We start from the raw sequence: 21,917 nt of genomic DNA, 5'->3' as shown, positions 1-21,917 counted from the left end.
GTGCGTGGTTATTACGGAGTGATAAGCGTGCCGTCCGGAATCCGGCTCTGGGTCCACTCATGAGGACGATAGACAACCGGATAGCGGGATAATTCCTCTTCGTTAATATCCACACCAATGCCCGGACGTTCGATGGGATAGAAATATCCGCCCTGGGATTCATTATAGCCAGGGAACACGGCTTTTATCTTGTCCTTTAACTCAATGTCTTCCTGAATTGCAGCATTGTGCAGATGGATGTTTAAGTGAGTGTTTACAGCAATCCCGATCGGAGTAATATCAGAGGGAGTGTGCCATGCAATCCGGACACCAAAGGCTTCACAAAGCGCAGCCAGTTTGAGAGCGGGAGTGATCCCCCCAAGCTGTGACACATGGCAGCGAAGAAAATCAATCTGACGATTGACGATTAAATGTTTCCATTCCATGGGATTATTAAATAGTTCCCCGGTTGCAACAGGGACAGAGGACTGGCTTCGTAACTGGGACAGCCATTCATTCTGGTCCGGAGGAAGAAGATCTTCAATGTAATAAGGGTGATATTGTTCCAGTTCCTTGGCAAATTGAATGGCCTGGTTTGGATAAAGACGTTCATGGACATCATGAAGAATATGGAAGTCCCTGCCATAACGTTCACGAAGCTTTGAAAACATGGTGACTGTGTTATGCATATAGTCGTCCTGATTAAAATAAGTTCCGGAAACCGGGTTTAAAGGAGTCTTAAGATCATCTGGGATTCCTCCATAAAATCCGAGCTGGCATCGGATATGCTGATACCCCTCTGCGCGGATTCGTTCAATCTCCTGGTATAGCTCTTCCATGGAATCAGCAACTGCATGGGTATAAGCGGGGATAGCAGTGCGGGATTTTCCGCCTAAAAGCTGATATAACGGCATATCCGCAAGTTTTCCCTTAATATCCCAGAGCGCCATGTCAATGCCTGATATGGCATTATTTAAGACAGGTCCGTTTCTCCAGTAGGAATTGACCATCATCAGATTCCAGAGATCCTCAATATCATTGGCATCCCGGCCGATCAGGATGGGTTTTAAATAATCCTCTACAGCAGTTTTTACCGCCAGTGGCCGTTGCTGAAAGGTTCCGCAGCCAACCCCGTAAACGCCCCGGTCAGTCATAACCTTTACAGCTACCAGATTATGCCGTTCCGGATTTGTAATATAGCAGCGGATGTCTGTGATAATGGTTTGTCTCATGTCAGATACTCCTTTTGTTTTGTATGAGTCTAATTTAAGCACAGGCACAGGGGTGATGTCAACCTGGCTTTTTGATTTGCAAAAACGCCAAAATTAACAGTCCAATTTGAAATAATAAGTCTAAGAAACCCTTTATTTACAAGGATTTTACACAATGCAAACCGAAAAATGGAGCGGTTTACAAAAAAATACGCCTATGCTATATTTAGACCACAAAGCACGTGCCTAAAACATCAAAAACTGAAGGAGGTACCATTGAAAAATGGAAAAGCAGGAAGTTGCAGCTAAAATTATAGAATATGTGGGTGGGAAAGAAAACATAATCAATGCATGGCATTGTATGACCCGGCTCCGCTTTGATTTAAAGAATAACGAGCTGATTAAGCAGGAAGAAATTAAGAATTTAGAAGGTGTTATGGGGATTCAGTTTGCCAAAGACCAGCTTCAGATCGTGATCGGGACCAGTGTACATAAGTATTATGAAATCCTGATGGAAATGCTTCCGCTAGACGATGGTCAGGCACCGGTAAAAAGAGAAGAAAAGCAGAAAAAAGACTTTATTACGTGGTTTATGGATATGGTTTCCGGTGTATTCGGCCCCATCGTACCTGCCATAGCAGGAGCGGGTATGATTAAGGGTCTGATCGGTGGTCTTGTTGCGTTGGGAGTCATCACAAATACAACAGATACTTATAAGATTATTGACATGCTGGCCAGCGGAGTATTTACGTTTCTTCCATTTTTTATTGCAGTGTCTGCAGCTAAGAAATTTCAGACAAACCAATATCTGGCTGCCGCAATTGCTTCTATTATCATGTATCCTACCATGGTTGACGCCGCTAAGGCAAAAGAAATCAGCAGTTTTTTATTCGCCGGAGTAATTCCGGTTCCGGTATTTAATTATTCCGGCTCCGTAATTCCCATTATTTTCGGAGTCTTTGCTTTAAGCTACATTTACAAATGGGTGGATAAAGTGGTGCCAGAAGCAGCCAGAACGGTTGTTACTCCTACCCTAACCTTATTAATTTCCGGATTTTTCACTCTTACTGTAATCGGTCCCGTTGGTATCTATATGGGAAAAGGACTTGCTGGAATGCTTGATTTCCTGTTTGGCATTTCTCCGATTTTCGCAGGTTTCGTTATGGGGCTTATTCGTCCGGTATCCATTCTGGTTGGCATGCACCATGCCATGACGCCCATTGCTCTGGAAAACTTTGCAACGAAAGGGTGGGATATGCTGATGCCTATGATGTTCATTGCAAACCTTTCTATCGTAGGTGCTGCATGCGGATGTTATTTCAAAGAGACAACCCAGCGGGATAAATCCATTGTTTTATCAGCTGTGTTATCTGGAATTCTGGGTATTACGGAACCGGCACTATTTGGTGTATTAACAAAATATAAAAAAGGATTTTTAGCAGCTACCATTGCAAGCTGTGTGGGAAGTGCATTTATTGGCGCATTCGGTGTAAGGTTATATGGATATATTACGTCCAGCGTGTTCAGCATTCCGGCCTATATTGGACCGTACTTTGTTTATGCAGCAATGGGATGGATCATAGCATTTGGACTTTCGTTCTTCTTGTCATACTTATTTGTAGTAAAAATGGATACGAAATAATTTAATATCAGATTAATAAAAAATCTTGCAGGAACCGCATTTTGCCTGGTATCTGCAGGATTTTTTTATATTGTTCCTGCGTGTAAGGTTGACATTACAATACAAACGTCATATACTAATGTAAAGTTAACATGACAATGGAAAGGGACAATATGAAGAATAGAATGAAACAGCTGAGAGAGGAAAAAGGGCTCACCCAGGAACAGCTTGGGGAACTGGTCGGTACCTCCAGGCAGGCAATCAATGCAATTGAGACAGAAAAGTTTGAGCCTTCCATCTGGCTTGCTTATGATATCGCCAGTGTTTTTGAATGTCCCATTGAGGAGGTATTTCTGTTTGAGGAAAGTGAACGGAAATCCAGAGCGGATAAAAGCAGGAGGGATAAGAATGGCTGTCAGGAAGCTGCGGTATAATGAGGATGAGCTCCTTCGGAAACGCTGTAAAGAAGTAACAGTCATAGACGACAGAATCAGGCAGAACCTGGATGATATGCTGGAAACCCTGCATCAAACAGAGAACGGAGCCGCTATCGCGGCCAATCAGGTAGGGATCTGCAAGAGGCTGGTTGTCATTGATTACTGTGACTGCCTGCTAAAGCTGGTTAATCCAAGAATCATCGGATGCAGCGGAGAACAGGAATGCATCGAGGGCTGTCTCAGTTTTCCCGATCGTTTTGTAAAGACCATCCGTCCCCGGAAAGTTACCATTGAGGCACTGGATGAGAACGGGAAACAGATCATGGTCACAGGGGAAGATGAGCTGGCAAAATGCTTCTGTCATGAACTGGAACATCTGGACGGAATTATATTTTTGGATAAAGCCATAGAAGAATTACAACTTTAGAATCTTAGGAATGGACACCTGTCGAAAGATGGGTGTTTTCATTTTATGTGTCATAGTGTATGATTATACATACAATACTTGTCGAAATGGAGAGAAATTATGGTGGAATTAAAAACCCAGTTACCCCGGATATTTGACAGCTTCGCAAAGGCCAGACAGGATGGATTTCTGGCTATGAAGGAATTAAAGGACAGTGGCACCGGAGTGGTAGGTCAGTTCTGCACCTATACCCCTCAGGAAATATTTATGGCTGCAGGGCTTGTTACAGTAGGTCTTTGTGCAACCAGCGACGAGACAATTCCTGAAGCGGAAAAGGATCTCCCCAGTAATTTATGTCCTCTGATCAAGTCCAGCTACGGCTTTGCCATAACGGATAAATGCCCGTATATGTACTTCTCTGATCTGGTGGTAGGAGAAACCACCTGTGATGGAAAAGTGAAGATGTATGAACTTCTTGGCAAGATCAAAAATGTACATATTCTGGAGCTGCCCAAACGGCAGAATACGCCCCAGGCAAAGGCTCTCTGGAGAGAAGAACTGGTCCGGTTAAAAGAGCGGGTGGAAAAGGATTTTCATGTCACCATTACAGATGAGATGCTTCAGGAGGCAATTCGCAGGCGGAATATGGAGAGAAAGCTGTTAAAAGAACTCTATGAGTTAAGCACGATGACGCCTCCTCCTTTAACGGGAATGCGGCAGCTTCAGATCCTGTTCGGGTCCCAGTTTAAATTCAACTGGGAAGAGAAAATAAGGGAAATCGAGAATGCCATAGCCGGCATCAGACAGGCTTATGATGCGGGAGAAAGACCAGTTGCTGCCAGTGCTCCCCGAATTCTGGTCACCGGATGCCCCATCGGCGGTGTGACAGAAAAAGTAGTACGGGTGATTGAGGAAGCTGGAGGGGTAGTAGTAGTATTTGAAAACTGTACCGGTGCAAAACAGATGGACAGACAGTGCAGGGAAGAGGGAGATCCATTGACCAACCTTGCAGATCACTATCTGCAGATTGGCTGTGCCGTCATGACGCCGGATACAAACCGGTTTGAACTTTTAGAGCGCCTCTGCCAGCAGTTTCACATTGACGGAGTGGTTGAGATGACGCTCCAGGCCTGCCACCCTTATGCCGTAGAGGCTCATTCTGTTAAATTGTTTATGCAGGAGAAAAACATCCCTTACCTGCAGCTGGAGACGGATTACAGCACTGCGGACATCGGACAGCTTTCTACCCGGGCAGGCGCATTTGTGGAGATGCTTTAAATTATGGGACAGGTGAGGATAGGAATTGACTGCGGTTCAGCAGCCTGCAAAGGAATTCTTTTGTGGGATGGAGCGGTAAAAGCAGCCGCAGTAAAACCAACGGGTTGGAACCCAAAAGAAACAGCGAAAACCATACTTGATGAACTGATTGTAAAAGCAGGAGCAGAGGGAGAAGAGCTGCTTATTACTGCTACTGGGTATGGAAGAGTGGGAATTGATTTTGCACACAGGGCGGTAACTGAAATTACCTGCCATGCACTGGGGGCAGATTATATTCTCCCCGGTGTCCGTACTGTGGTTGACATCGGCGGGCAGGATTCCAAAGTAATTTCCGTCAGAGACGGCAAGGTACAGTCATTTCAGATGAACGATAAATGCGCGGCTGGAACCGGTCGGTTTCTGGAAATGTCAGCCCACCGAATGGGAGTTGATATGTCGGGGTTTGCGGCTCTTTTAAAGGAAGGAAAAAGCTGCGCCATCAGCAGTATGTGTGCGGTGTTTGCAGATTCGGAAATCGTATCCCTTCTGGCTGGTGGAAAAAGCCGGGAGGAAGTGGCTGGCGGGATTGTGAATTCAGTGGCGGTCAGAACGTCAGCGCTTGCAGCCAGAATTGAAATGGGATCACCTGTTCTTCTGACAGGAGGACTGGCTGATCTGGAAGGATTAAAAATCGCCCTGGAGGGGCAGTTTCAACTACCGGTTATCACTTCTGAATTATCCAGGTATGCAGGAGCAATCGGAGCTGCAAGGAAAGGGTTTTAGTGAGGAGGATAAATGGGTAAAATTTTATGCTATGTATATCATAATATGGCTGACTTTGAAGTCACTCTGCTGCTTCATAGATTAAAGAATACAGGGAAAAGGGAGATTATAGCAATCTCAGAAGACCTGGATTTAAAAACGGCCCAGTCGGGACTGACCTATCAACCAGACAGAAGGATCAGTGACATTCATAATCTGGATGAGGTAGAAGCGCTGATTATTCCAGGCGGCCCCATTGATAATGGTCAGAATGAAATCTGCCCTCTGATCCGGCTGATGGATGACAGGGAAAAACTCATAGGAGCCATTTGTTTCGGCCCGCAGTTCCTCGGAAGAGCGGGACTTCTTGACCGGTATCGCTACACGACCTCCTGTTCTCAGGAGAAGATTGTTACATTGTCCTGCAAGGATCCGTTTAACCGGAAAAATGAAGTGATGAAACGGGTTGTTTGTGACCGGCATATTATTACGGCTCAGGGTTATGCATTTGTTGATTTCGCTTTGGAAATTTGCAGATATCTAAAGATATTTGAATCAGATATTCAGGAATATGAGCAAATCGTTAGAATTGGTGAATTTGAATATAAAAATTAAATAAGCTTTCATTTGGTTACATTGACAGAAAACTTGGAATGTATTAAAATAGAAATGTGTCTGAAATCATTGACCTGTGCTCCCGCAGACAGGTACCGGATGATTTCCTAAAAAAGGGGGATTACGAAAGATGGGCAGTTCAGTGACTGGTAACGAAATACTGGATTCTTTTTATTCTGTTATACCATATTTAATGAATTTATTTGATGATGATGTATCATTTGCCTTAACCGATTCAGAGAAGTTTATCCATGTCTGGAATGGCAGAAATTTAAAATTTCATGTCAATTCTGGTGACGTTGTACCTGCCGGAGGTGCAATCAGAGAGGCATTGGATTTAGGCAGGGTAATTATAAAAGATGTGCCTGCCACGGTGTATGGCATTCCTTTTAAATCCTACGCAGTACCCATTACAGAAAGGAATAAGGTTATTGGTGTCCTGACTTTGGGAAGAAGCCTGGAAAAGAGGAATAACTTAATTAGTCTGATTAACAAGCTGAGTGCAGGTGCAAACCAGATTTCTGTATCAACCAATGGAGTGAGCCAGGGAATCGGACAACTCAGGGAGATGAACGGCGAGATTTCTGTTAAGGTGAAGGAAGCCAATGACAGCACGAAGAATACAGATTCCATACTGGATTTTGTTAAGGATGTTGCAACCCAGTCCAATTTACTGGGACTGAATGCAGCCATTGAGGCAGCCCGTGCAGGAGAAGCAGGAAGAGGCTTTTCTGTAGTAGCAGGAGAGATCAGAAAGATGTCGGCTTCTACCAGCGAATCCATTGGGCAGATCGACGGTGTGCTGAAAAGCATTAATGCATCCATTACTGCAATTAACACCCGGATAACAGAATCCAATGTGATTTTTACAAAAGAAACGGAAGAATTTGCAAAAATACTAAATTCCATTGAGGAATTAAATGGAACGGCAAAGCAGCTGGAAACACTTTTAGAGCATCTGTAAAGCCGCTGATGAGATAGGGATAGAGCCAAGGGAGGCACTATCTCTATTCTTATGTTTTCGTAATGAAAATTTTTGAACATCAGGAAAGGGAATAAAACATGAAGATTAAAACATCAAAAGTGGCTGTAGTGGGGTGTGGACTGGTTGGTTCCTCCACCGCATTCAGCCTGGTAACCCAGGGAGTATGTGATGAAATTTTAATGATTGACATCAACGAGGAAAGAGCTTTAGGAGAGGTGCTTGATTTAAGGGATACCATCAAATATCTGGATCGTAATGTAAAAGTACGTACAGCCAGCTATGCGGACTGCTCAGACGTGGATATAATTGTAATCACGGCGGGAGCACCGCCACAGAAAGGACAGACCAGACTGGATACCCTGGAGGTCAGTGCAAAGATTGTAAAAACCATTGTTGACCCAGTCATGGCAAGCGGCTTTGACGGGATTTTCATTGTAGTATCCAATCCGGTTGATATCATTGCCCATTATGTCTATAAGCTGTCCGGTCTGCCAAAGAATCAGGTAATCGGTACGGGAAGCTCCCTGGATACGTCCAGACTTCAGAACTTTATCGCGGAGCTTGTAAACGTAGACCCCAGAAGCGTCTATGCCTATTCCATGGGAGAACATGGTGATTCCCAGATGGTACCCTGGTCTACAGTAACAGTGGCAGGCAAATCCTTCAATGATATCATTCAGGATAACAAGGATCTGGTTGGAGACGTTGACTTAGATGAGATCGTTAAAAAGACAACCAGAGAGGGTTGGGAGATCTACAACAGAAAGGGAACCACCTATTATGGGATTGCCACGGCCTGTGCCGGTATCATTAAGGCGATTCTTTACGATGAAAACCGTATTATTCCTGTATCCACCCTGCTGGAAGGCGAATATGGAGAAACCGGTGTATTTGCCGGAGTACCCACTATTTTAAACCGCACGGGAGCCGCAGATATACTGGAGATCCATATGACAGATGAGGAACTGAATAAGTTTCATCAGTCCGTTGAAATTCTTCGGGAATATACTGGCAAAATGCATACGCCGGACTAAAAACAATCAGAACGTCAAAGCCTGTCACTGTGAAATATTATAGTGACAGGCTTATTTTATTGAATGCCATCAGGATCTGTTTCCAGGCTCAGGCTCCTGATTTCGTGATTGCGCAGAAGAAATGGGAGCAGGGCACCGGACACAATCAGGCTGAATAAATTCTGAACCAGATTAAATGGAACATTAATAAGGGCAGCCGACTGATTGTATACCATCAGTTCGTAAGCAAAATATCCCCCTGTAATGAGAATACTGGACACAATGCCTGCAATCAGAAAAGGCAGCAGACGAAACTGCGCTTTTTGACGGCTGCGTGTAAATCTCCGGTAAAGATATCCCCCGCTAAAGGCCGCCAGTGCTTTAATAAGAAAGGTAGCCGGTGCATAAAATACGTAACCTGAAATCAAATCTGCTGTCATTGAGCCAATCCCGCCTGCAACTGCGCCTGTCATAGGACCAAGAAGGATACCGCTTAGTAAAACCATTCCATCCCCCAGATGAATATAACCATTGGTAGCGGTTGGGATATGTATTACCATGGTAGCTACCGTGGTAAGTGCTGCCATTAAAGATCCAAATACTAACTTCTTTGTTCTTTTCTGATTCATAGTATCCTCGTCCTTTCAAATAAGATAATTGATGTTTTTTGATAAAACCTATCATATAGAAAAACTGGAGTTTTTTAAATAGCCAATTTAAGCAAAATCATGCATACCAGTTGAATGGAAAATAATGATTTCCATGACTGAGCAGTGAAAAGGTAATTTTTAAGGTCCTGTACAAATGGTTTTCGAATAATATTGACATAATATAGCAAAGCATATAAGATTAATTAGCATTATTGCATAAAAAAAGTAATTGGAGGGAGAAACAGGTGGGAAAAAGGCTGCTTGCCCGTTGGTATCAGATGACGCTGAACAGAAAGCTATATATGGCGATCGGAAGCGTGGGAATTATCATGGGCTTTTCCATTTTTATTAATTTAAAGGTTGCCTATATTTTTATCGACGATGCAAGAGGCATTATGGATGATAATCTGGCTTGTTATAAATTTCAGGAATCAATGGTACAGGAGAGGGGAATATTTGCCAGTCTGATTTCCAGCAGAACCATGGAAAATCTGGAGATCTATCAAAGAATCTGCCAGGACACCAAAGCATACTTAAGCAGCCTGCCTTATGAGTATGATAAAATCGGAGAAGACCGGTACGGCGTAACCTGGAACATTATAAACGGATACGAGACCTATGAAAAGCAGAAGGATAGGGTTTTAGCCATGAAGCAGGGGGATCCGGATTATATACGAGAACTGTATAAGGTTTATAGTATGCAGAAATATCTGGATCAATACGCTTCCCGGCTGACGAAAGTCGTTCTGATGAGCGGTAACGACTATTATGAGATTCGGGTTCCTGTGCTGAAACGGATGCCCTATCTGCTGGTTGCAATCAGTTTAACTGCATTTTTGATTCTGGTAGTATTTATCCGGTTTTTTACTGGGAATATTGTAAAGATCATGATGCAGCTTGCTACGGTCTCCGGGAGAATTGAGAAGAATGACTTTTCTTCTCCAGATGTGGTCTGGGAAGGGACAGATGAGATTGGCCGGCTGGTTCACGCATTTAATAAAATGAAACATTCCACAAAGAATTTCATATCAGCAACAGAAGAAAAGCGCCAGATTGAAGAAAAACTCTATAAGCACGAACTGGAACGGGCAGATTTGGAAAAGCGTTTTTCCATGGCACAGCTTCAGTTGATTAAGAGCCAGCTGAATCCTCATTTTTTATTTAATACCCTTAATATGATCACACGAATGGCCCAGATGGAAGAGGCGCCCGTTACGGAAGAGATGCTGGTTTCCATCGGAAACCTTCTGCGCTACAGCTTACGGACTGCCAATGCGTTTGAACCTTTGGAGCAGGAGCTAAAGGTGGCAAGAGATTATATGTATATCCAAAAGATGAGGTTCGGAGACAGGCTGTCCTGGAATATTGACTGTGAGGAAGATCTCTATAAGGAGGAAGTCCCCGTTTTTATCCTGCAGCCTTTGCTGGAGAATGCAGTCATACATGGGATCTCTGAAAAGGAAAATGGGGGGAGTATTTTTATCAGTATCAGAAAGCAGAAGGAACTGCTGCATATTTTGATTTCTGATACAGGCAGGGGCATGGATCCGGTGAAGCTGGCAGAGATCCGCAATGCCATTGAGACAGAAGGAAAAGGTCTGGGGATTGGGCTTGGAAATATATACAGAAGAATTTCCTCGTACTACGAATATGGAAAAGTGACGATTGACAGCACATTGGATCAGGGAACAGAGGTAATCATTGTTTTTGGAGGAAAAAAGGGGTGAACAAACGATGTATCGGCTGATGATTGTGGAAGATGAAATGATTGAGCGGATGGTGCTCAAAAAAATGCTCCAAAAAAAATTCGGAGAGGACTGCATGATCTATGAAGCCAGAAACGGCATAGAAGCGGTGGAACTCTTTCGAAAAGAGGACATACAGATCATTATTCTGGATATTGGCATGCCGGGAATGAATGGGATCCAGGCTGCAGAAATTATGCGAAAAGAAAATTCCAGGTGCTGTCTGATCTTTTTGACGGCTTATGACCGGTTTGATTATGCCAAAAAGGCGATTTCTATCAGAGCCATGGAATATATACTGAAACCCTACTCCCAGAAAGAGGTAATCAGTGTGGTAGAAGAGGCCCTCCGGGTGACTGATGACTGGGCCGGGCATGGCATTAAAGCAATACAGACAATACAAAACGAGGCTGAGGAACAGAAAGAACTGATGGAAGAGGAAACGGATTTAAACAGCAGCCGTCTGTCAGTTATGGCCGCCATGGTTATGGAGTATATTAAATCCAATTTTATGAATGAGATCTCCATGAGTGAAACAGCCCGGGCAATCGGCTATTCAGAGCCTTATTTCTGCAAGATGTTCAAGCAACAGTTTGGTCAGAGCTTTACCTCTTACCTGGCGGAATACCGGGTGGGGGAAGCCAAAAAGATGCTGGAGCAGCCCAATGTCAATGTAAAGGAAATCGGTGCCAGAGTGGGGTATACGGACAATAATTACTTTACGAAAGTCTTCAAACGTCTGGAAGGCTTAAATCCATCTGAGTACAGAATGAACAAATTAAAAGAACTTCAATCTTAAACAATTGGTAAAAAAACGCTTGTCTTTTAAACGGGACAGGTGTTTTTTTGTGCTCATTCACAAAAAAGGATAAAAATTTTCTATGAAAGCTAAAATGTTACGATAGAATCCAGGGGGTAATCACCCGTATAATAAACCCAGGCACAAAAAGTGTAGAAACCAGAGAGGAGGATATGGCATGGGACAGGAATTGTTTCGAATGGACGGAATCAGCAAAAGCTTTCCTGGAGTCAAAGCTCTCGATAAAGTAAGTCTGTCTGTAAATAAAGGAGAAGTTCTGGGACTGGTAGGTGAAAACGGTGCTGGAAAATCCACCCTGATGAAGATATTGTCCGGTGTTCACCGGGCTGATGAAGGAGAAATCTTTATCGAAGGGGAGAAAGTAGTCATTGATTCTGTGGCCAAAGCCCATGATCTTGGAGTAAGTATTATCATGCAGGAATTAAATATGTGCGGTCATTTAAGCGTTGCAGATAATATTTTCATTGGGAGAGCTCACAAAAAAGGAATCTTTGTCGATGACAAGAAGATGCACGAGGAGGCTCAGAAGATTCTCGATGATCTTGGGATTGATATAAACACCTATGTAATGGTAGGCAGCTTAAGCATTGCCAAACAGCAGATGGTGGAAATTGCAAAAGCAATCAGCTTCAATTCAAAAATACTGGTTCTTGATGAGCCGACAGCAACCCTGACTGAAAAAGAGATCGACCAGCTGTTTGGTATTATCAGACGTCTGAAGGAAAAGGGAGTTGGAATGGTGTATATCTCCCACCGTATGGCGGAATTAAATCAGATCTGTGAACGGGTTACCATTATCCGTGACGGTCAGTATATCGGAACCAGGAACTTAAACGAAATCACCATGGACGAACTGGTTAATATGATCGTTGGTCGTTCCCTGGATGATAAATATCCCAAGCATACAAGAAAAATCGGCGATATTGTTCTGGAGGCAAAAAATGTCAAAAGAGGAACTAAAGTCAATGCCGATTATTTATGTGTGAGAAAAGGCGAGATTCTTGGAATCTCTGGTCTGGTAGGAGCAGGAAGAACAGAGCTGATGCGCTGCATCTTCGGAGCAGACCAGCCGGATTCCATGGAGCTGATTATGGAAGGAAAGCCGATTAAGGTTAATTCCGTTATTCAGGCAATCAAGCATGGAATCGGATATGCAACAGAGGACAGAAAGAAAGACGGACTGGCTCTTGGACTGGACATCAAATACAATACCAATATGGCTCATCTTCCAAGCATCACCCGCTTCGGGTTCATCGATGATAAGGCAGGACTGGTCAATGCTGAGAAATACGTAAAGCGTCTTCGTACTAAAACGCCAAGCGTCCATCAGCTTTGCGGCAACTTATCAGGTGGAAACCAGCAGAAGGTAGTTCTCGCAAAATGGCTGTGCAATGATGTTAAAGTTTTAATTGTAGATGAACCGACCAGAGGAATTGACGTTGGCGCCAAATATGAGGTGTACGAACTGTTTAACCAGCTAAGCGACCAGGGTGTATCCATTATCATGATATCTTCCGAGCTTCCTGAGATTCTTGGAATGAGTGATCGTATTTTAGTCATTCATCAGGGAGAAATAAACGGAGAACTGAATGCGAAAGAAACCACCCAGGAAGAGATCTTGTATCTGGCAGCTGGCTATAACAAACTTGAAGGAAAACCGGCGCCTACGTTAGGTGTGGGAAATAGAAAGGGAGATTAAGAATGATGAACTTAAAAGCAAAGGGACAGGAGAAGAAAGCCGGCTCATTTGGAAAACTTGATGCAGCAACACGCCGGGCGATCTTTTCTATCGGAATCCTGATCGGACTGTTTGTTCTGTTTTCATTTCTTCAGCCGGCAAAGTTTCTGGCTCCGGCTAATTTACAGAACCTTCTGCAGCAGATTGTAACCTATACGATTATCGGCTGCGGTCTGACTTTCTGCCTTGTATGCGGCGGAAACGATTTATCAGCAGGTGCTTCCATGGCGTTGTCCGGTATTATTATGGTAGCGCTTTTAATGCAGGGACTGCCCCTGTGGCTGTGTATTATACTCTGTCTGACCATGGGTATTATGACAGGTATTATGAATGGATTTTTTATTGAGATACTTGGTGTTGTGCCGTTCGTTGCAACTCTTGCAACCCAGTGGGTATACCGTGGTATGGCCAACGTACTGGTTAACGGAGCACCTCTTTATACAACCAATATTCCTTCCGAGCAGGTTCAGAAACAGTTCTATGTTCTGGGTGGAGGAAGAATCGGCGGAACCGGTCTTCCCTATAGCGTTATTATCACTCTGGTTTATGCATTAATTCTTGGAGTAGTACTTGCAAAGATGCGAATCGGACGTCAGATTTATGCCTGCGGTTCCAACCTTGAGGCAGCAAAGCTTTCCGGTATCAATGCAGTAAAAACACGTATGTTTGCATACTGCATCTCCGGTTTATCCGCTGCAATCTGTGGTATCCTGGTAGCTTCAAGACTTTCCAGTGCACAGCCGACAGCCGGAAACGGATATGAGATGGAGGCAATTGCCGCTTCCGTACTTGGTGGAATCGCCATCTCAGGTGGAGAAGGAACTGTTTTAAATACAGTAATTGGAGCTCTGATGATGGGTGTAATCCGGAACGGACTGAACTTAAACGGTGTCAACTCCTTCTGGCAGCAGGTTATTGTAGGAATTATCCTGTTGATTGCAGTTGCTTCCCAGACAGCAAAGAAGAGCGGTGACTTAGGGGCACTCAAGCGGTTTTTTGGCTTGAAAAAATAAAAAAAAAACTATATAATTCAGGAGGAAGAAAAAAATGAGAAAGAGTAAATTAGCAGCAGTTGTATTAGCGGCAGCTATGGCAGTAACAGGCCTTGCAGGTTGTGGCAGTACATCTTCAAGCGGAACAGCAGCAACCACTGCAGCAGCAGGTGAAACTACCACTGCAGCAGCTGGAGATAAGACAACAGAGGCAGCAAAGACAGATAAAAAATCCGGTGAAAAGACCATTTACGTAATTGTAAAGGTACTTGGAAACCAGTACTGGAGCGTTCTTCAGGCAGGAGCGGAGCAGGCAGGCAAGGAATTAGGCTGTAATGTAGTTGTAGTCGGAACCGCTCTGGAATCCGATATTGAAGGACAGCTTACCCTTCTTCAGAATGCAGTATCTGCTCAGGCGGACGGAATCGTAATCGCTCCACTTGACAGCGTTTCATTAGATGCACCAATTACAGAAGCATACAAATCAGGAACTCCGGTTGTACTGGTAGATACCGTAATTAAAAGCGATAACTACAGCGCCGCTCTTTTAACAAATAATGTGGAAGCTGGAAAAACAGCAGCAGACGAACTGATCAGCCGCTTAAAGAACAGAGGAATTTCTGAGACAGAAGAGGCACAGATTGCAATTCAGGTTGGTTCCACTGGTTCCCAGACAATCAATGACCGTGTAAAAGGCTTCAATGAGTATTGGGACGCAAATGCACCTAAGTCCTGGAAGGTTTTAAACAACGACATCAAGGTAAATGACGGTGACATCAGCAGGGCAGTTGGTTTCTGCCAGGATTTCATCACAACTTATCCAAATTTAAAGGCAGTATTTGGTCCTAACAATGGTTCTACTGTAGGCTTTGTAACTGGTTTAACAGAATCCGGACGCGACGATATCTCCATGGTTGGATTTGATTTCTCAGCAGAGATCGAGACCATGATCCGCAGCGGAAAGTTCGATGTAGCTTCTGTTGTTCAGCGCCAGTACTACATGGGCTATGATGGTGTTAAAACTGCTCTTCAGATTGCTGATGGCGGTGAAATTAAAGACAAAACTGTAGATACCGGAGTTATTCTGGTGGATAAAACAAATGTGGATGATAAGGAAATTCAGAGTATCATTAATCCTTAATCAGTTCATACTATATAAAAGATCAGACGCTTCCCCTGTAATCAGGGGAGGCGTTTTGGGGGTACAGGAATGAACAAACGTATAATAAAAATTGGGGGAGCAGTCCTTCTGGCAGGAGCGGTCATTATGGCTTCTTATGGTATTTTTCATAAAGAAAATACGTCAGAATCACTTTTTTCTTCCGGAGAACAGACTCCGGAATATGTATTTACCTATGCCGATAACCAGCCGGATGATTATCCCACAACAGAGGGTGCGAAAAAGTTTGCGGAGCTGGTATGGGAAAGAACGGAAGGGCGAATTAAAATAAAAGTCTTTTCCGGAGGGGAAATGGGAAATGAAAATGAAATCGCAGAGCAGGTTCAGTATGGGGGGATTGATTTTGCCCGCGTATCCATTATGACGCTGACTGATGTAAATCCCAAATTCAACGTATTGCAGCTGCCTTATCTTTACCGGGATGAAACTCATATGTGGAAGGTTCTTGACGGTGCAATCGGAGACGAGTTTATGAATGATTTAAAAGGCAGCGGGACGGTTGCCTTATCCTGGTATGATGCCGGTGCAAGACATTTTTATAATACCAAACGTCCCATTGAACGGGTGGAGGACATCAGAAAGATGAGAATCCGGGTTGCAAAGTCGGATATGATGGCTGCCGTAGTTGAGGCATTGGGAGCGAAAGCAGTTCCCCTGGCATACTCCGATGTATATGCAGCGTTGGAAACCGGTTATATCGACGGCGCAGAAAATAACTGGCCTTCCTATGAAACCATGAATCACTATGAGGTGGCAAAATACATTACCCTTGACGCCCACAGCCGGATACCGGAGCTTCAGCTTGCTTCCCAGGCAACCTGGGACCGGTTAAGCGAGAAAGACCGGGAAATAATCAAACAATGCGGGGAAGAATCCGCAACGTATGAGCGCCAGATCTTTACCGAAAGGGAGCAGAATGTAAGGGATCGTCTGATCAAAGCCGGTTGTATCGTAACAGAGTTAAGCCCGGCGGAGCAGGTTCGTTTCCGCAGTGCCGTGATGACTGTTTATCAGACCTATTGCAAGGATTATATCGATGTGGTAAACCGGATAGCCCAGGTACAGTAATATATTTCCTGACTACGTTTTCCCATTCCTGGCAACCATATGATTAAATAATGGATACAGGAGGGTTCTGGTAAATGGCAGAAGGGAAAACCAAGGGGAAATTCTTTATTGGCTGGTATTTTAAGATGCAGTGTGGAAACACCGTTCTGGCTCTGATTCCAGGGCTTATAAGAGATGGAACAGGAAAACGCCTTCCATTTTTACAGGTCATATGGAACGAGAAAGCCTGCTGGCTGGATTTTAAAGAAGAGGATTTTTTTATTGACTGGAATCAAAAAAGGATTATACTGGGTAATAATATCTTTTCCCACAAGGGCGTCCGGCTGGATATAAAGACAGAAGACATTTCATTAAAAGGAATCGTTCGTTTTGGACCCATTACCCCAATTCAGTATCCCATTATGGGCCCGTTTCAGTACATGCCTTTTATGGAATGCAAACATGAGATCATCAGCATGTCCCACAGACTGTCCGGAAAGGTGAAACTAAACGGCGATGTTGTGGACTTTGCTGGGGGAATGGGATATATAGAAGGAGACAGAGGGACATCATTTCCCGAGAGCTACCTCTGGATTCAGTGCAATGCATTTTCTGAAAATGCTTCCGTCATGGTTTCCGTAGCCAAAATCCCTTGGCTGGGACTCCGGTTTGAAGGCTGTATCTGTGTGGTCATGTATCAGGAAAAAGAATACCGGTTTGCTACTTACCTGGGAGCCAGAGTGGTCAGCAAACGGGAGACGGCGGTCATTGTAAAACAGGGAGCCTATGTTTTGAAAGTATTTCTTTCCAATCAAAACAGAAAGGATGAAAAGCGGTTTGCTCATAAACTGCGGGCGCCAGTCCAGGGAGAGATGAGCCGTTTTATTAAGGAAGAGCATCTACTTCGTGGAAGGTTTTTGCTGTATAAAGGAGAGAACATGATATTTGATCTCTCCAGTAATTCGGTTAGTTTTGAATACGATTTATAGTCATAATAGCCGTAATCTTACAATTTATTAAGATTATGGCTATTATTCTGAATAAATATTAAGTTGGCATTGAGAAGACGGATTGTTATAATGGAATTAGAAATACAATAACAAATCGAAAGTGGGGGCTAGAGATGAAAAAATCAGGAAAATTAAGTATTTCAACAAGGCTGAAACGGGTATTTGCAATTCTGGTTTTTATTATTTTTCTTTCTTCAGTATTTTCGCTGATCAGTTTTCGCAGCATCGGGAACAACATGTCAACATTTTACAGAATTCAATATGAAACAACGAAAAAACAGATGGAGATCCGGAAGGATGTACAGACCATTAATAAACGAATTCTTTGGGCTGCCATTCGGGAAGATGCTTCTGTTACTGCAGAGCAAAAAAAAGAAATAGAAGGAAGATTCGAGAAAATTGTAAAATATATTGCAGTTATCAAACAGAATCTGAAGGATAAACAGTCAGGAGAAACATTGGACCAGGCATTTGACGACTTCCAGAAAGATACCGGTGATCTGCTTTCTATGCTGGAAAAGGGAGATACAAAAGGAGCCGTGGAGTATTACCAGACTACCTTCAATGATGTTTCAGAAGTACTGGCGGATGCACTGGATAAAACCGGTTCCCAGGCGGATGAAGCAGCTCTTGCAAAATATACAAACAGTCAGAGAGTTGAGAATGCTGCCACAGCATGTCTGGCATTTTTCTCTCTGATCTCTCTCATTATTGCGCTTCTCATGGGAAAACGTCTGACCAAGTCCATAGCTGTTCCATTAAAAGAGATACAGGATGCAGCAGGAGAGTTTGCCAAAGGTAATTTACATACGGCGATTGCTTACGAATCAGAAGACGAAATCGGTCAGGCGGCCATGAGCTTACGGGAATCCATGGAGAAGATCCGCAGCTATATTATGGAAATCGATTGTGCCATGGAACAGATGGCTGGCGGTAATTTCAATGTGGATTTTAACAGTGAATTCATCGGGGATTTTAAAAATATTGAATCGTCTCTTCATTGTTTCACAGAAAAGATTTCAAGAAGTTTTGAAGAAATTAATGAGGCAGCCAATCAGGTATCAGACGGTTCCAGCCAGATTTCCGAATCAGCCCGTTTTCTGGCAGTTGGAGCCGAAAACCAGGCAGGAATTGCCGGAAGATTGTCTGAGTCAGTGACTCATATTACAGAACAGATTGATGAAAATGCCAAGCTGACCAATGAAATTCAGTTGGAGATGGAACGGATCGCCCGGGATATTTCAACAGAAAATCAGAATATGCAGGAAATGGTTTCTGCCATGAGCACCATTAAGAAGACATCTCAGGAAATCAGCAAGATGATTGTAACCATTGATGATATTGCCATGCAGACCAATCTTCTGGCATTAAACGCCTCAATCGAAGCGGCAAGAGCCGGAGAAGCAGGAAAAGGGTTTGCAGTGGTAGCCGGTCAGGTCAGTCTTTTAGCAAGTCAGAGTAAAGAGGCTGCAAAGAATTCTACCGACTTAATCGAGGCATCGTTAAAGGCAGTGGAAGATGGGACTGTTATAGCGGACCGGGCAGCCGGTAATTTAAACGGCGTGGCAAAAGAAAGCAGCCAGATCATGGATAAGGTACGCAGTATTGCCCAGGCTTCCTTAGATCAGGCGGATTCCGTAAAAATGATTGAACATGGAATCGGAAAAATCTCCATGGAAGTAGATAACAATGCGGCTTCTGCAGAAGAGAATTCCGCCTCCAGCGAGGAACTTGCAGGGCAGGCTCAGAATCTGAAGGACTTAATGGGCCAGTTTCAGCTAAAAATCTGAAATACCTGAAGTCAGTTTAGAAAAAGGATACACAGGAAGGGGTCACATCACACCTCAAAGCCTGTGTATCCTTTTTTTTGGTTCTTCATCCTATTTTTCAAGTGATAATTCATATAAACAGGCATCTAAACCATCTTCTACGTTAATTTCTCGTTTTAAAGTAAACCCACATTCACTATATAACTTATTTAAATATTCTCTGTCTCCATAACAATCAAGTCTAAGATAATTTTTACACTGGGATATTGAGTGTCTCTTAATCAATTCTATGACCTCTTTCGCATATCCCTTTCCTGTATAGTCATCTTTAATTACAAGCTTATGTATATAATATGCAGAATCCTTATTTTCATCATTATTCCAAAATGAGCGGTCGCTCTCTACTAATACAAATCCACCTATTACCTCTTTATTTTCCTGTGCAATAAACATTTCACAGTTAATATATTTCTTTAAAAATTCCTCCTTAGATAAGTATTCAGGATTCCACATAGGCTTTCCGATTTTAATAAGCCAATTTGCTTTTTCACGTAACAGCTCAAGTAATATTTCAATTTCTTCTTCTGCAATTTTGCTTATACTTAGATTCATTTATATTTTCTCCTTCTTGGGTTTAACGAAACATATTATAGCATAATTTACAAAACTGCACACATCTTAAATATTGGCTGGATAAATAATCTATTTTATAAATATATTTCAAGTTGTAATAAACAGTATATAACAGTTGACAACAGTAATACACTGTTATATACTGTTTATCAAGGAGGGGTGAAATGAAAATAATAATAAATAATTCATCCATGCAGCCCCTGTATGACCAGATTACGGAGCAGATTAAGTGCGGTGTTATGCAGGGAACGTTAAAAGAAGGAGAAAATCTGCCATCGGTGCGTACTCTGGCAAAAGAACTGCGCATCAGTGCTTTAACAGTGAAAAAGTCATATGACATTCTGGAACAGGAGGGGTTTATTGTCACTGTTCATGGAAAAGGAAGTTTTATCGCTTACGCCAGCCAGGAATTCATGCTGGAAGAAAAGAAAAAAGAGGTTGAGGCCGAACTGGAGTCGGCAATCCGTAAGGGCAGAAGCTGCGGAATGAAGGATGAGGAACTGACGGATTTGTTTTATTTGATTTTGGAGGATTAATGATGTTGTTAGAAATGGAAAATATTCAGAAAACGTATGGAGATTTTACGCTGAACTGTTCTCTTAAACTGCAGTCAGGATATATAACCGGACTGATTGGAACCAATGGTGCAGGAAAAACCACGTTATTTAAATCGGCTCTGGGCCTTATTACCTTAGATCAGGGTGAAGTGAAGATATTTGACAAGCCGTTCAGTCAGTTGTCCCTGAAGGAAAGACAGGATATGGGAGTGGTTCTGGCAGACTCTGGATTCAGCGGGTATTTAACAATTCAGGATATTGCTAAAATTATGAAAAATATGTATCAGTTGTTTGATCAGGACGGGTTTTTAAAAAAATGCGGAGAATGTGGTCTGCCCCTGAATAAGAGAGGAAAGGATCTTTCTGCAGGAATGAAAGCCAGAGTGAAAGTATTGGCTGCCATGTCTCATGAGGCCAAACTACTTATACTGGATGAACCTACAGCGGGACTTGATGTGCTTGCCAGAGAGGAGCTGCTTGATTCCATTCGGGAGTATATGGAGCAGGGAGACCGATCCATTTTGATCAGTTCACATATTTCAACGGATTTAGAGCAGCTTTGTGATGATCTTTATCTGATTGATCATGGAACTATTGTTTTGCATGAAGAGACGGATGTACTTTTAGGAAGTTATGGTCTTTTAAAAGTAACAGAAGAACAGGAACAGAAGCTGGATCAAAGATATATTCTCCGCAGGAAAAAGGAAGCTTACGGATATCGTCTCCTTACGGATAAAATTGGATTTTACCGAGAAAGCCAGCCGGAAATTATAATGGAAAAGGGAAGTGTTGATGAAGTGATTACCATGATGATAAGGGGGGAACGGTTATGAAGGGGTTGTTGATAAAAGATTTACTTTTGTTGAAAAACCAGCAGCGTTTTTTCCTGCTCGTCTTCATTATGTCAGCAGGAATGCTACTGGCAGGTGTCAATCCTGTTTTTGTGATTAATTATGTGACTTTAATTTTGACAATGTTCACACTGAGTTCCATCAGCTACGATGAATTTGACAATGGATATGCTTTTTTATTCACCCTTCCAATCACAAGGAATCAATATGCAGCGGAGAAATATGTATTCGGATTTGTGACGGGAGGCTCCGCTTGTATTATTGTGACCGTATTTGCAGTTTTCATGAATTTTGTGAAAGGAGGAGCAGGCACGTTGGAACTTGTGATTTCGGCGCTTTTGTATCTTTTTATTTCCCTCATGTTCATGGCGGTAGTGGTTCCGGTCCAGCTGAAATTCGGAACAGAAAAAGGTAGAATTGTTTTGATCTTTATAATTGGGATAATCTTTGCCGCAGGATTCTTTGTGGTGAATGCGGCAAAGACTTTTCAGTTGGATTTATCAACAATGGTTGCAGCTTTAACGTCGTCTGCAGCAGGGTCAGTCATAACAGTTCTGCTTTTGATCAGTCTGGCAGCAGTTTTTGTATCATATCTTATTTCTGTCAAAATCATGAAGAAAAAGCAATTCTGACAGAAAC

22 protein-coding genes are annotated in these 21,917 nt (G+C 43.0%); 19 read left to right on the top strand and 3 right to left on the bottom strand.

Annotated elements, in window-relative coordinates:
• Positions 1–11 precede the first annotated feature (11 nt).
• On the bottom strand, positions 12–1,211 hold the full coding sequence (locus ABS301_RS07455; protein ID WP_349671611.1) for an enolase C-terminal domain-like protein: 1,200 nt from the start codon (positions 1,209–1,211) through the stop codon (positions 12–14).
• A gap of 262 nt (positions 1,212–1,473) precedes the next feature.
• Between ABS301_RS07455 and ABS301_RS07450 the strand changes: the two genes are divergently transcribed.
• The 8 genes from ABS301_RS07450 (at position 1,474) to ABS301_RS07415 (ending at position 8,307) form a co-directional block, all read left to right on the top strand.
• Positions 1,474–2,832, top strand: coding sequence for a PTS transporter subunit EIIC (locus tag ABS301_RS07450; protein ID WP_349671610.1), 1,359 nt, complete (start codon positions 1,474–1,476; stop codon positions 2,830–2,832).
• A gap of 152 nt (positions 2,833–2,984) precedes the next feature.
• On the top strand, positions 2,985–3,245 hold the full coding sequence (locus tag ABS301_RS07445) for a helix-turn-helix transcriptional regulator (protein ID WP_349671609.1): 261 nt from the start codon (positions 2,985–2,987) through the stop codon (positions 3,243–3,245).
• Positions 3,220–3,675, top strand: a complete 456-nt coding sequence (gene def / locus ABS301_RS07440; protein WP_349671608.1) for a peptide deformylase — start codon at positions 3,220–3,222, stop codon at positions 3,673–3,675. Before ABS301_RS07445 ends, def begins: the two co-directional genes overlap by 26 nt.
• 102 nt (positions 3,676–3,777) lie before the next feature.
• Positions 3,778–4,932 carry a double-cubane-cluster-containing anaerobic reductase gene (locus tag ABS301_RS07435; RefSeq protein WP_349671663.1) on the top strand — a complete coding sequence of 385 codons (1,155 nt, stop codon included), beginning with the start codon at positions 3,778–3,780 and terminating at the stop codon, positions 4,930–4,932.
• 3 nt (positions 4,933–4,935) lie between these two features.
• A complete protein-coding gene (locus ABS301_RS07430; RefSeq protein WP_349671607.1) occupies positions 4,936–5,694 on the top strand; it encodes an acyl-CoA dehydratase activase in 759 nt (252 codons plus the stop codon).
• Positions 5,695–5,706: 12 nt separating this feature from the next.
• Complete coding sequence (locus ABS301_RS07425) at positions 5,707–6,288, top strand: DJ-1/PfpI family protein (protein ID WP_349671606.1); 582 nt, start codon at positions 5,707–5,709, stop codon at positions 6,286–6,288.
• 130 nt (positions 6,289–6,418) lie between these two features.
• A complete protein-coding gene (locus ABS301_RS07420) occupies positions 6,419–7,252 on the top strand; it encodes a methyl-accepting chemotaxis protein (RefSeq protein WP_349671605.1) in 834 nt (277 codons plus the stop codon).
• A 98-nt stretch (positions 7,253–7,350) separates the two neighbouring features.
• Positions 7,351–8,307 (top strand): L-lactate dehydrogenase, encoded by a 957-nt coding sequence (locus tag ABS301_RS07415; protein ID WP_349671604.1) that lies wholly within the window; start codon positions 7,351–7,353, stop codon positions 8,305–8,307.
• Between the two features lie 56 nt (positions 8,308–8,363).
• Here the strand turns inward: ABS301_RS07415 and ABS301_RS07410 are convergent, their stop codons facing one another.
• A complete protein-coding gene (locus ABS301_RS07410) occupies positions 8,364–8,915 on the bottom strand; it encodes an ECF transporter S component (RefSeq protein WP_349671603.1) in 552 nt (183 codons plus the stop codon).
• A gap of 266 nt (positions 8,916–9,181) precedes the next feature.
• On the opposite strand from ABS301_RS07410, the gene ABS301_RS07405 reads away from it, so the two are divergent.
• From ABS301_RS07405 to ABS301_RS07370, 8 genes are all read left to right on the top strand, one after another.
• Positions 9,182–10,663 carry a sensor histidine kinase gene (locus ABS301_RS07405; RefSeq protein ID WP_349671602.1) on the top strand — a complete coding sequence of 494 codons (1,482 nt, stop codon included), beginning with the start codon at positions 9,182–9,184 and terminating at the stop codon, positions 10,661–10,663.
• 7 nt (positions 10,664–10,670) lie between these two features.
• Positions 10,671–11,480 carry a response regulator transcription factor gene (locus tag ABS301_RS07400; RefSeq protein WP_349671601.1) on the top strand — a complete coding sequence of 270 codons (810 nt, stop codon included), beginning with the start codon at positions 10,671–10,673 and terminating at the stop codon, positions 11,478–11,480.
• Positions 11,481–11,658: 178 nt separating this feature from the next.
• Positions 11,659–13,200, top strand: a complete 1,542-nt coding sequence (locus ABS301_RS07395) for a sugar ABC transporter ATP-binding protein (RefSeq protein WP_349671600.1) — start codon at positions 11,659–11,661, stop codon at positions 13,198–13,200.
• A gap of 2 nt (positions 13,201–13,202) precedes the next feature.
• Positions 13,203–14,252, top strand: coding sequence for an ABC transporter permease (locus tag ABS301_RS07390; RefSeq protein ID WP_349671599.1), 1,050 nt, complete (start codon positions 13,203–13,205; stop codon positions 14,250–14,252).
• A gap of 34 nt (positions 14,253–14,286) precedes the next feature.
• Complete coding sequence (locus ABS301_RS07385; protein WP_349671598.1) at positions 14,287–15,372, top strand: ABC transporter substrate-binding protein; 1,086 nt, start codon at positions 14,287–14,289, stop codon at positions 15,370–15,372.
• 69 nt (positions 15,373–15,441) lie between these two features.
• Positions 15,442–16,479, top strand: coding sequence for a TRAP transporter substrate-binding protein (locus ABS301_RS07380; RefSeq protein ID WP_349671597.1), 1,038 nt, complete (start codon positions 15,442–15,444; stop codon positions 16,477–16,479).
• Positions 16,480–16,553: 74 nt separating this feature from the next.
• On the top strand, positions 16,554–17,447 hold the full coding sequence (locus tag ABS301_RS07375; protein ID WP_349671596.1) for a tocopherol cyclase family protein: 894 nt from the start codon (positions 16,554–16,556) through the stop codon (positions 17,445–17,447).
• Between the two features lie 134 nt (positions 17,448–17,581).
• Positions 17,582–19,258 (top strand): methyl-accepting chemotaxis protein, encoded by a 1,677-nt coding sequence (locus tag ABS301_RS07370; protein ID WP_349671595.1) that lies wholly within the window; start codon positions 17,582–17,584, stop codon positions 19,256–19,258.
• 90 nt (positions 19,259–19,348) lie between these two features.
• Here ABS301_RS07370 and ABS301_RS07365 read toward each other — a convergent pair whose 3' ends face one another.
• Complete coding sequence (locus tag ABS301_RS07365; protein ID WP_349671594.1) at positions 19,349–19,849, bottom strand: GNAT family N-acetyltransferase; 501 nt, start codon at positions 19,847–19,849, stop codon at positions 19,349–19,351.
• 185 nt (positions 19,850–20,034) lie between these two features.
• Here ABS301_RS07365 and ABS301_RS07360 point away from each other — a divergent pair, with 185 nt between their 5' ends.
• From ABS301_RS07360 to ABS301_RS07350, 3 genes are read left to right on the top strand one after another with little or no spacing between them, the layout of a single operon-like run.
• The gene (locus ABS301_RS07360) at positions 20,035–20,406 is read left to right on the top strand and encodes a GntR family transcriptional regulator (RefSeq protein ID WP_170822140.1); all 372 of its coding nucleotides are present in this window, start codon (positions 20,035–20,037) and stop codon (positions 20,404–20,406) included.
• Between the two features lie 5 nt (positions 20,407–20,411).
• Positions 20,412–21,260 carry an ABC transporter ATP-binding protein gene (locus ABS301_RS07355; RefSeq protein ID WP_349671662.1) on the top strand — a complete coding sequence of 283 codons (849 nt, stop codon included), beginning with the start codon at positions 20,412–20,414 and terminating at the stop codon, positions 21,258–21,260.
• Positions 21,257–21,910 carry an ABC-2 transporter permease gene (locus tag ABS301_RS07350; RefSeq protein WP_349671593.1) on the top strand — a complete coding sequence of 218 codons (654 nt, stop codon included), beginning with the start codon at positions 21,257–21,259 and terminating at the stop codon, positions 21,908–21,910. Before ABS301_RS07355 ends, ABS301_RS07350 begins: the two co-directional genes overlap by 4 nt.
• Positions 21,911–21,917: the final 7 nt, after the last annotated feature.

Origin of the sequence: Lacrimispora sp., from assembly GCF_031982545.1 — a bacterium.
GTDB lineage: Bacteria > Bacillota > Clostridia > Lachnospirales > Lachnospiraceae > Lacrimispora.
Note: the sequence above shows the minus strand (reverse complement) of the source record. Positions and strands in the feature narration are given on the sequence as shown.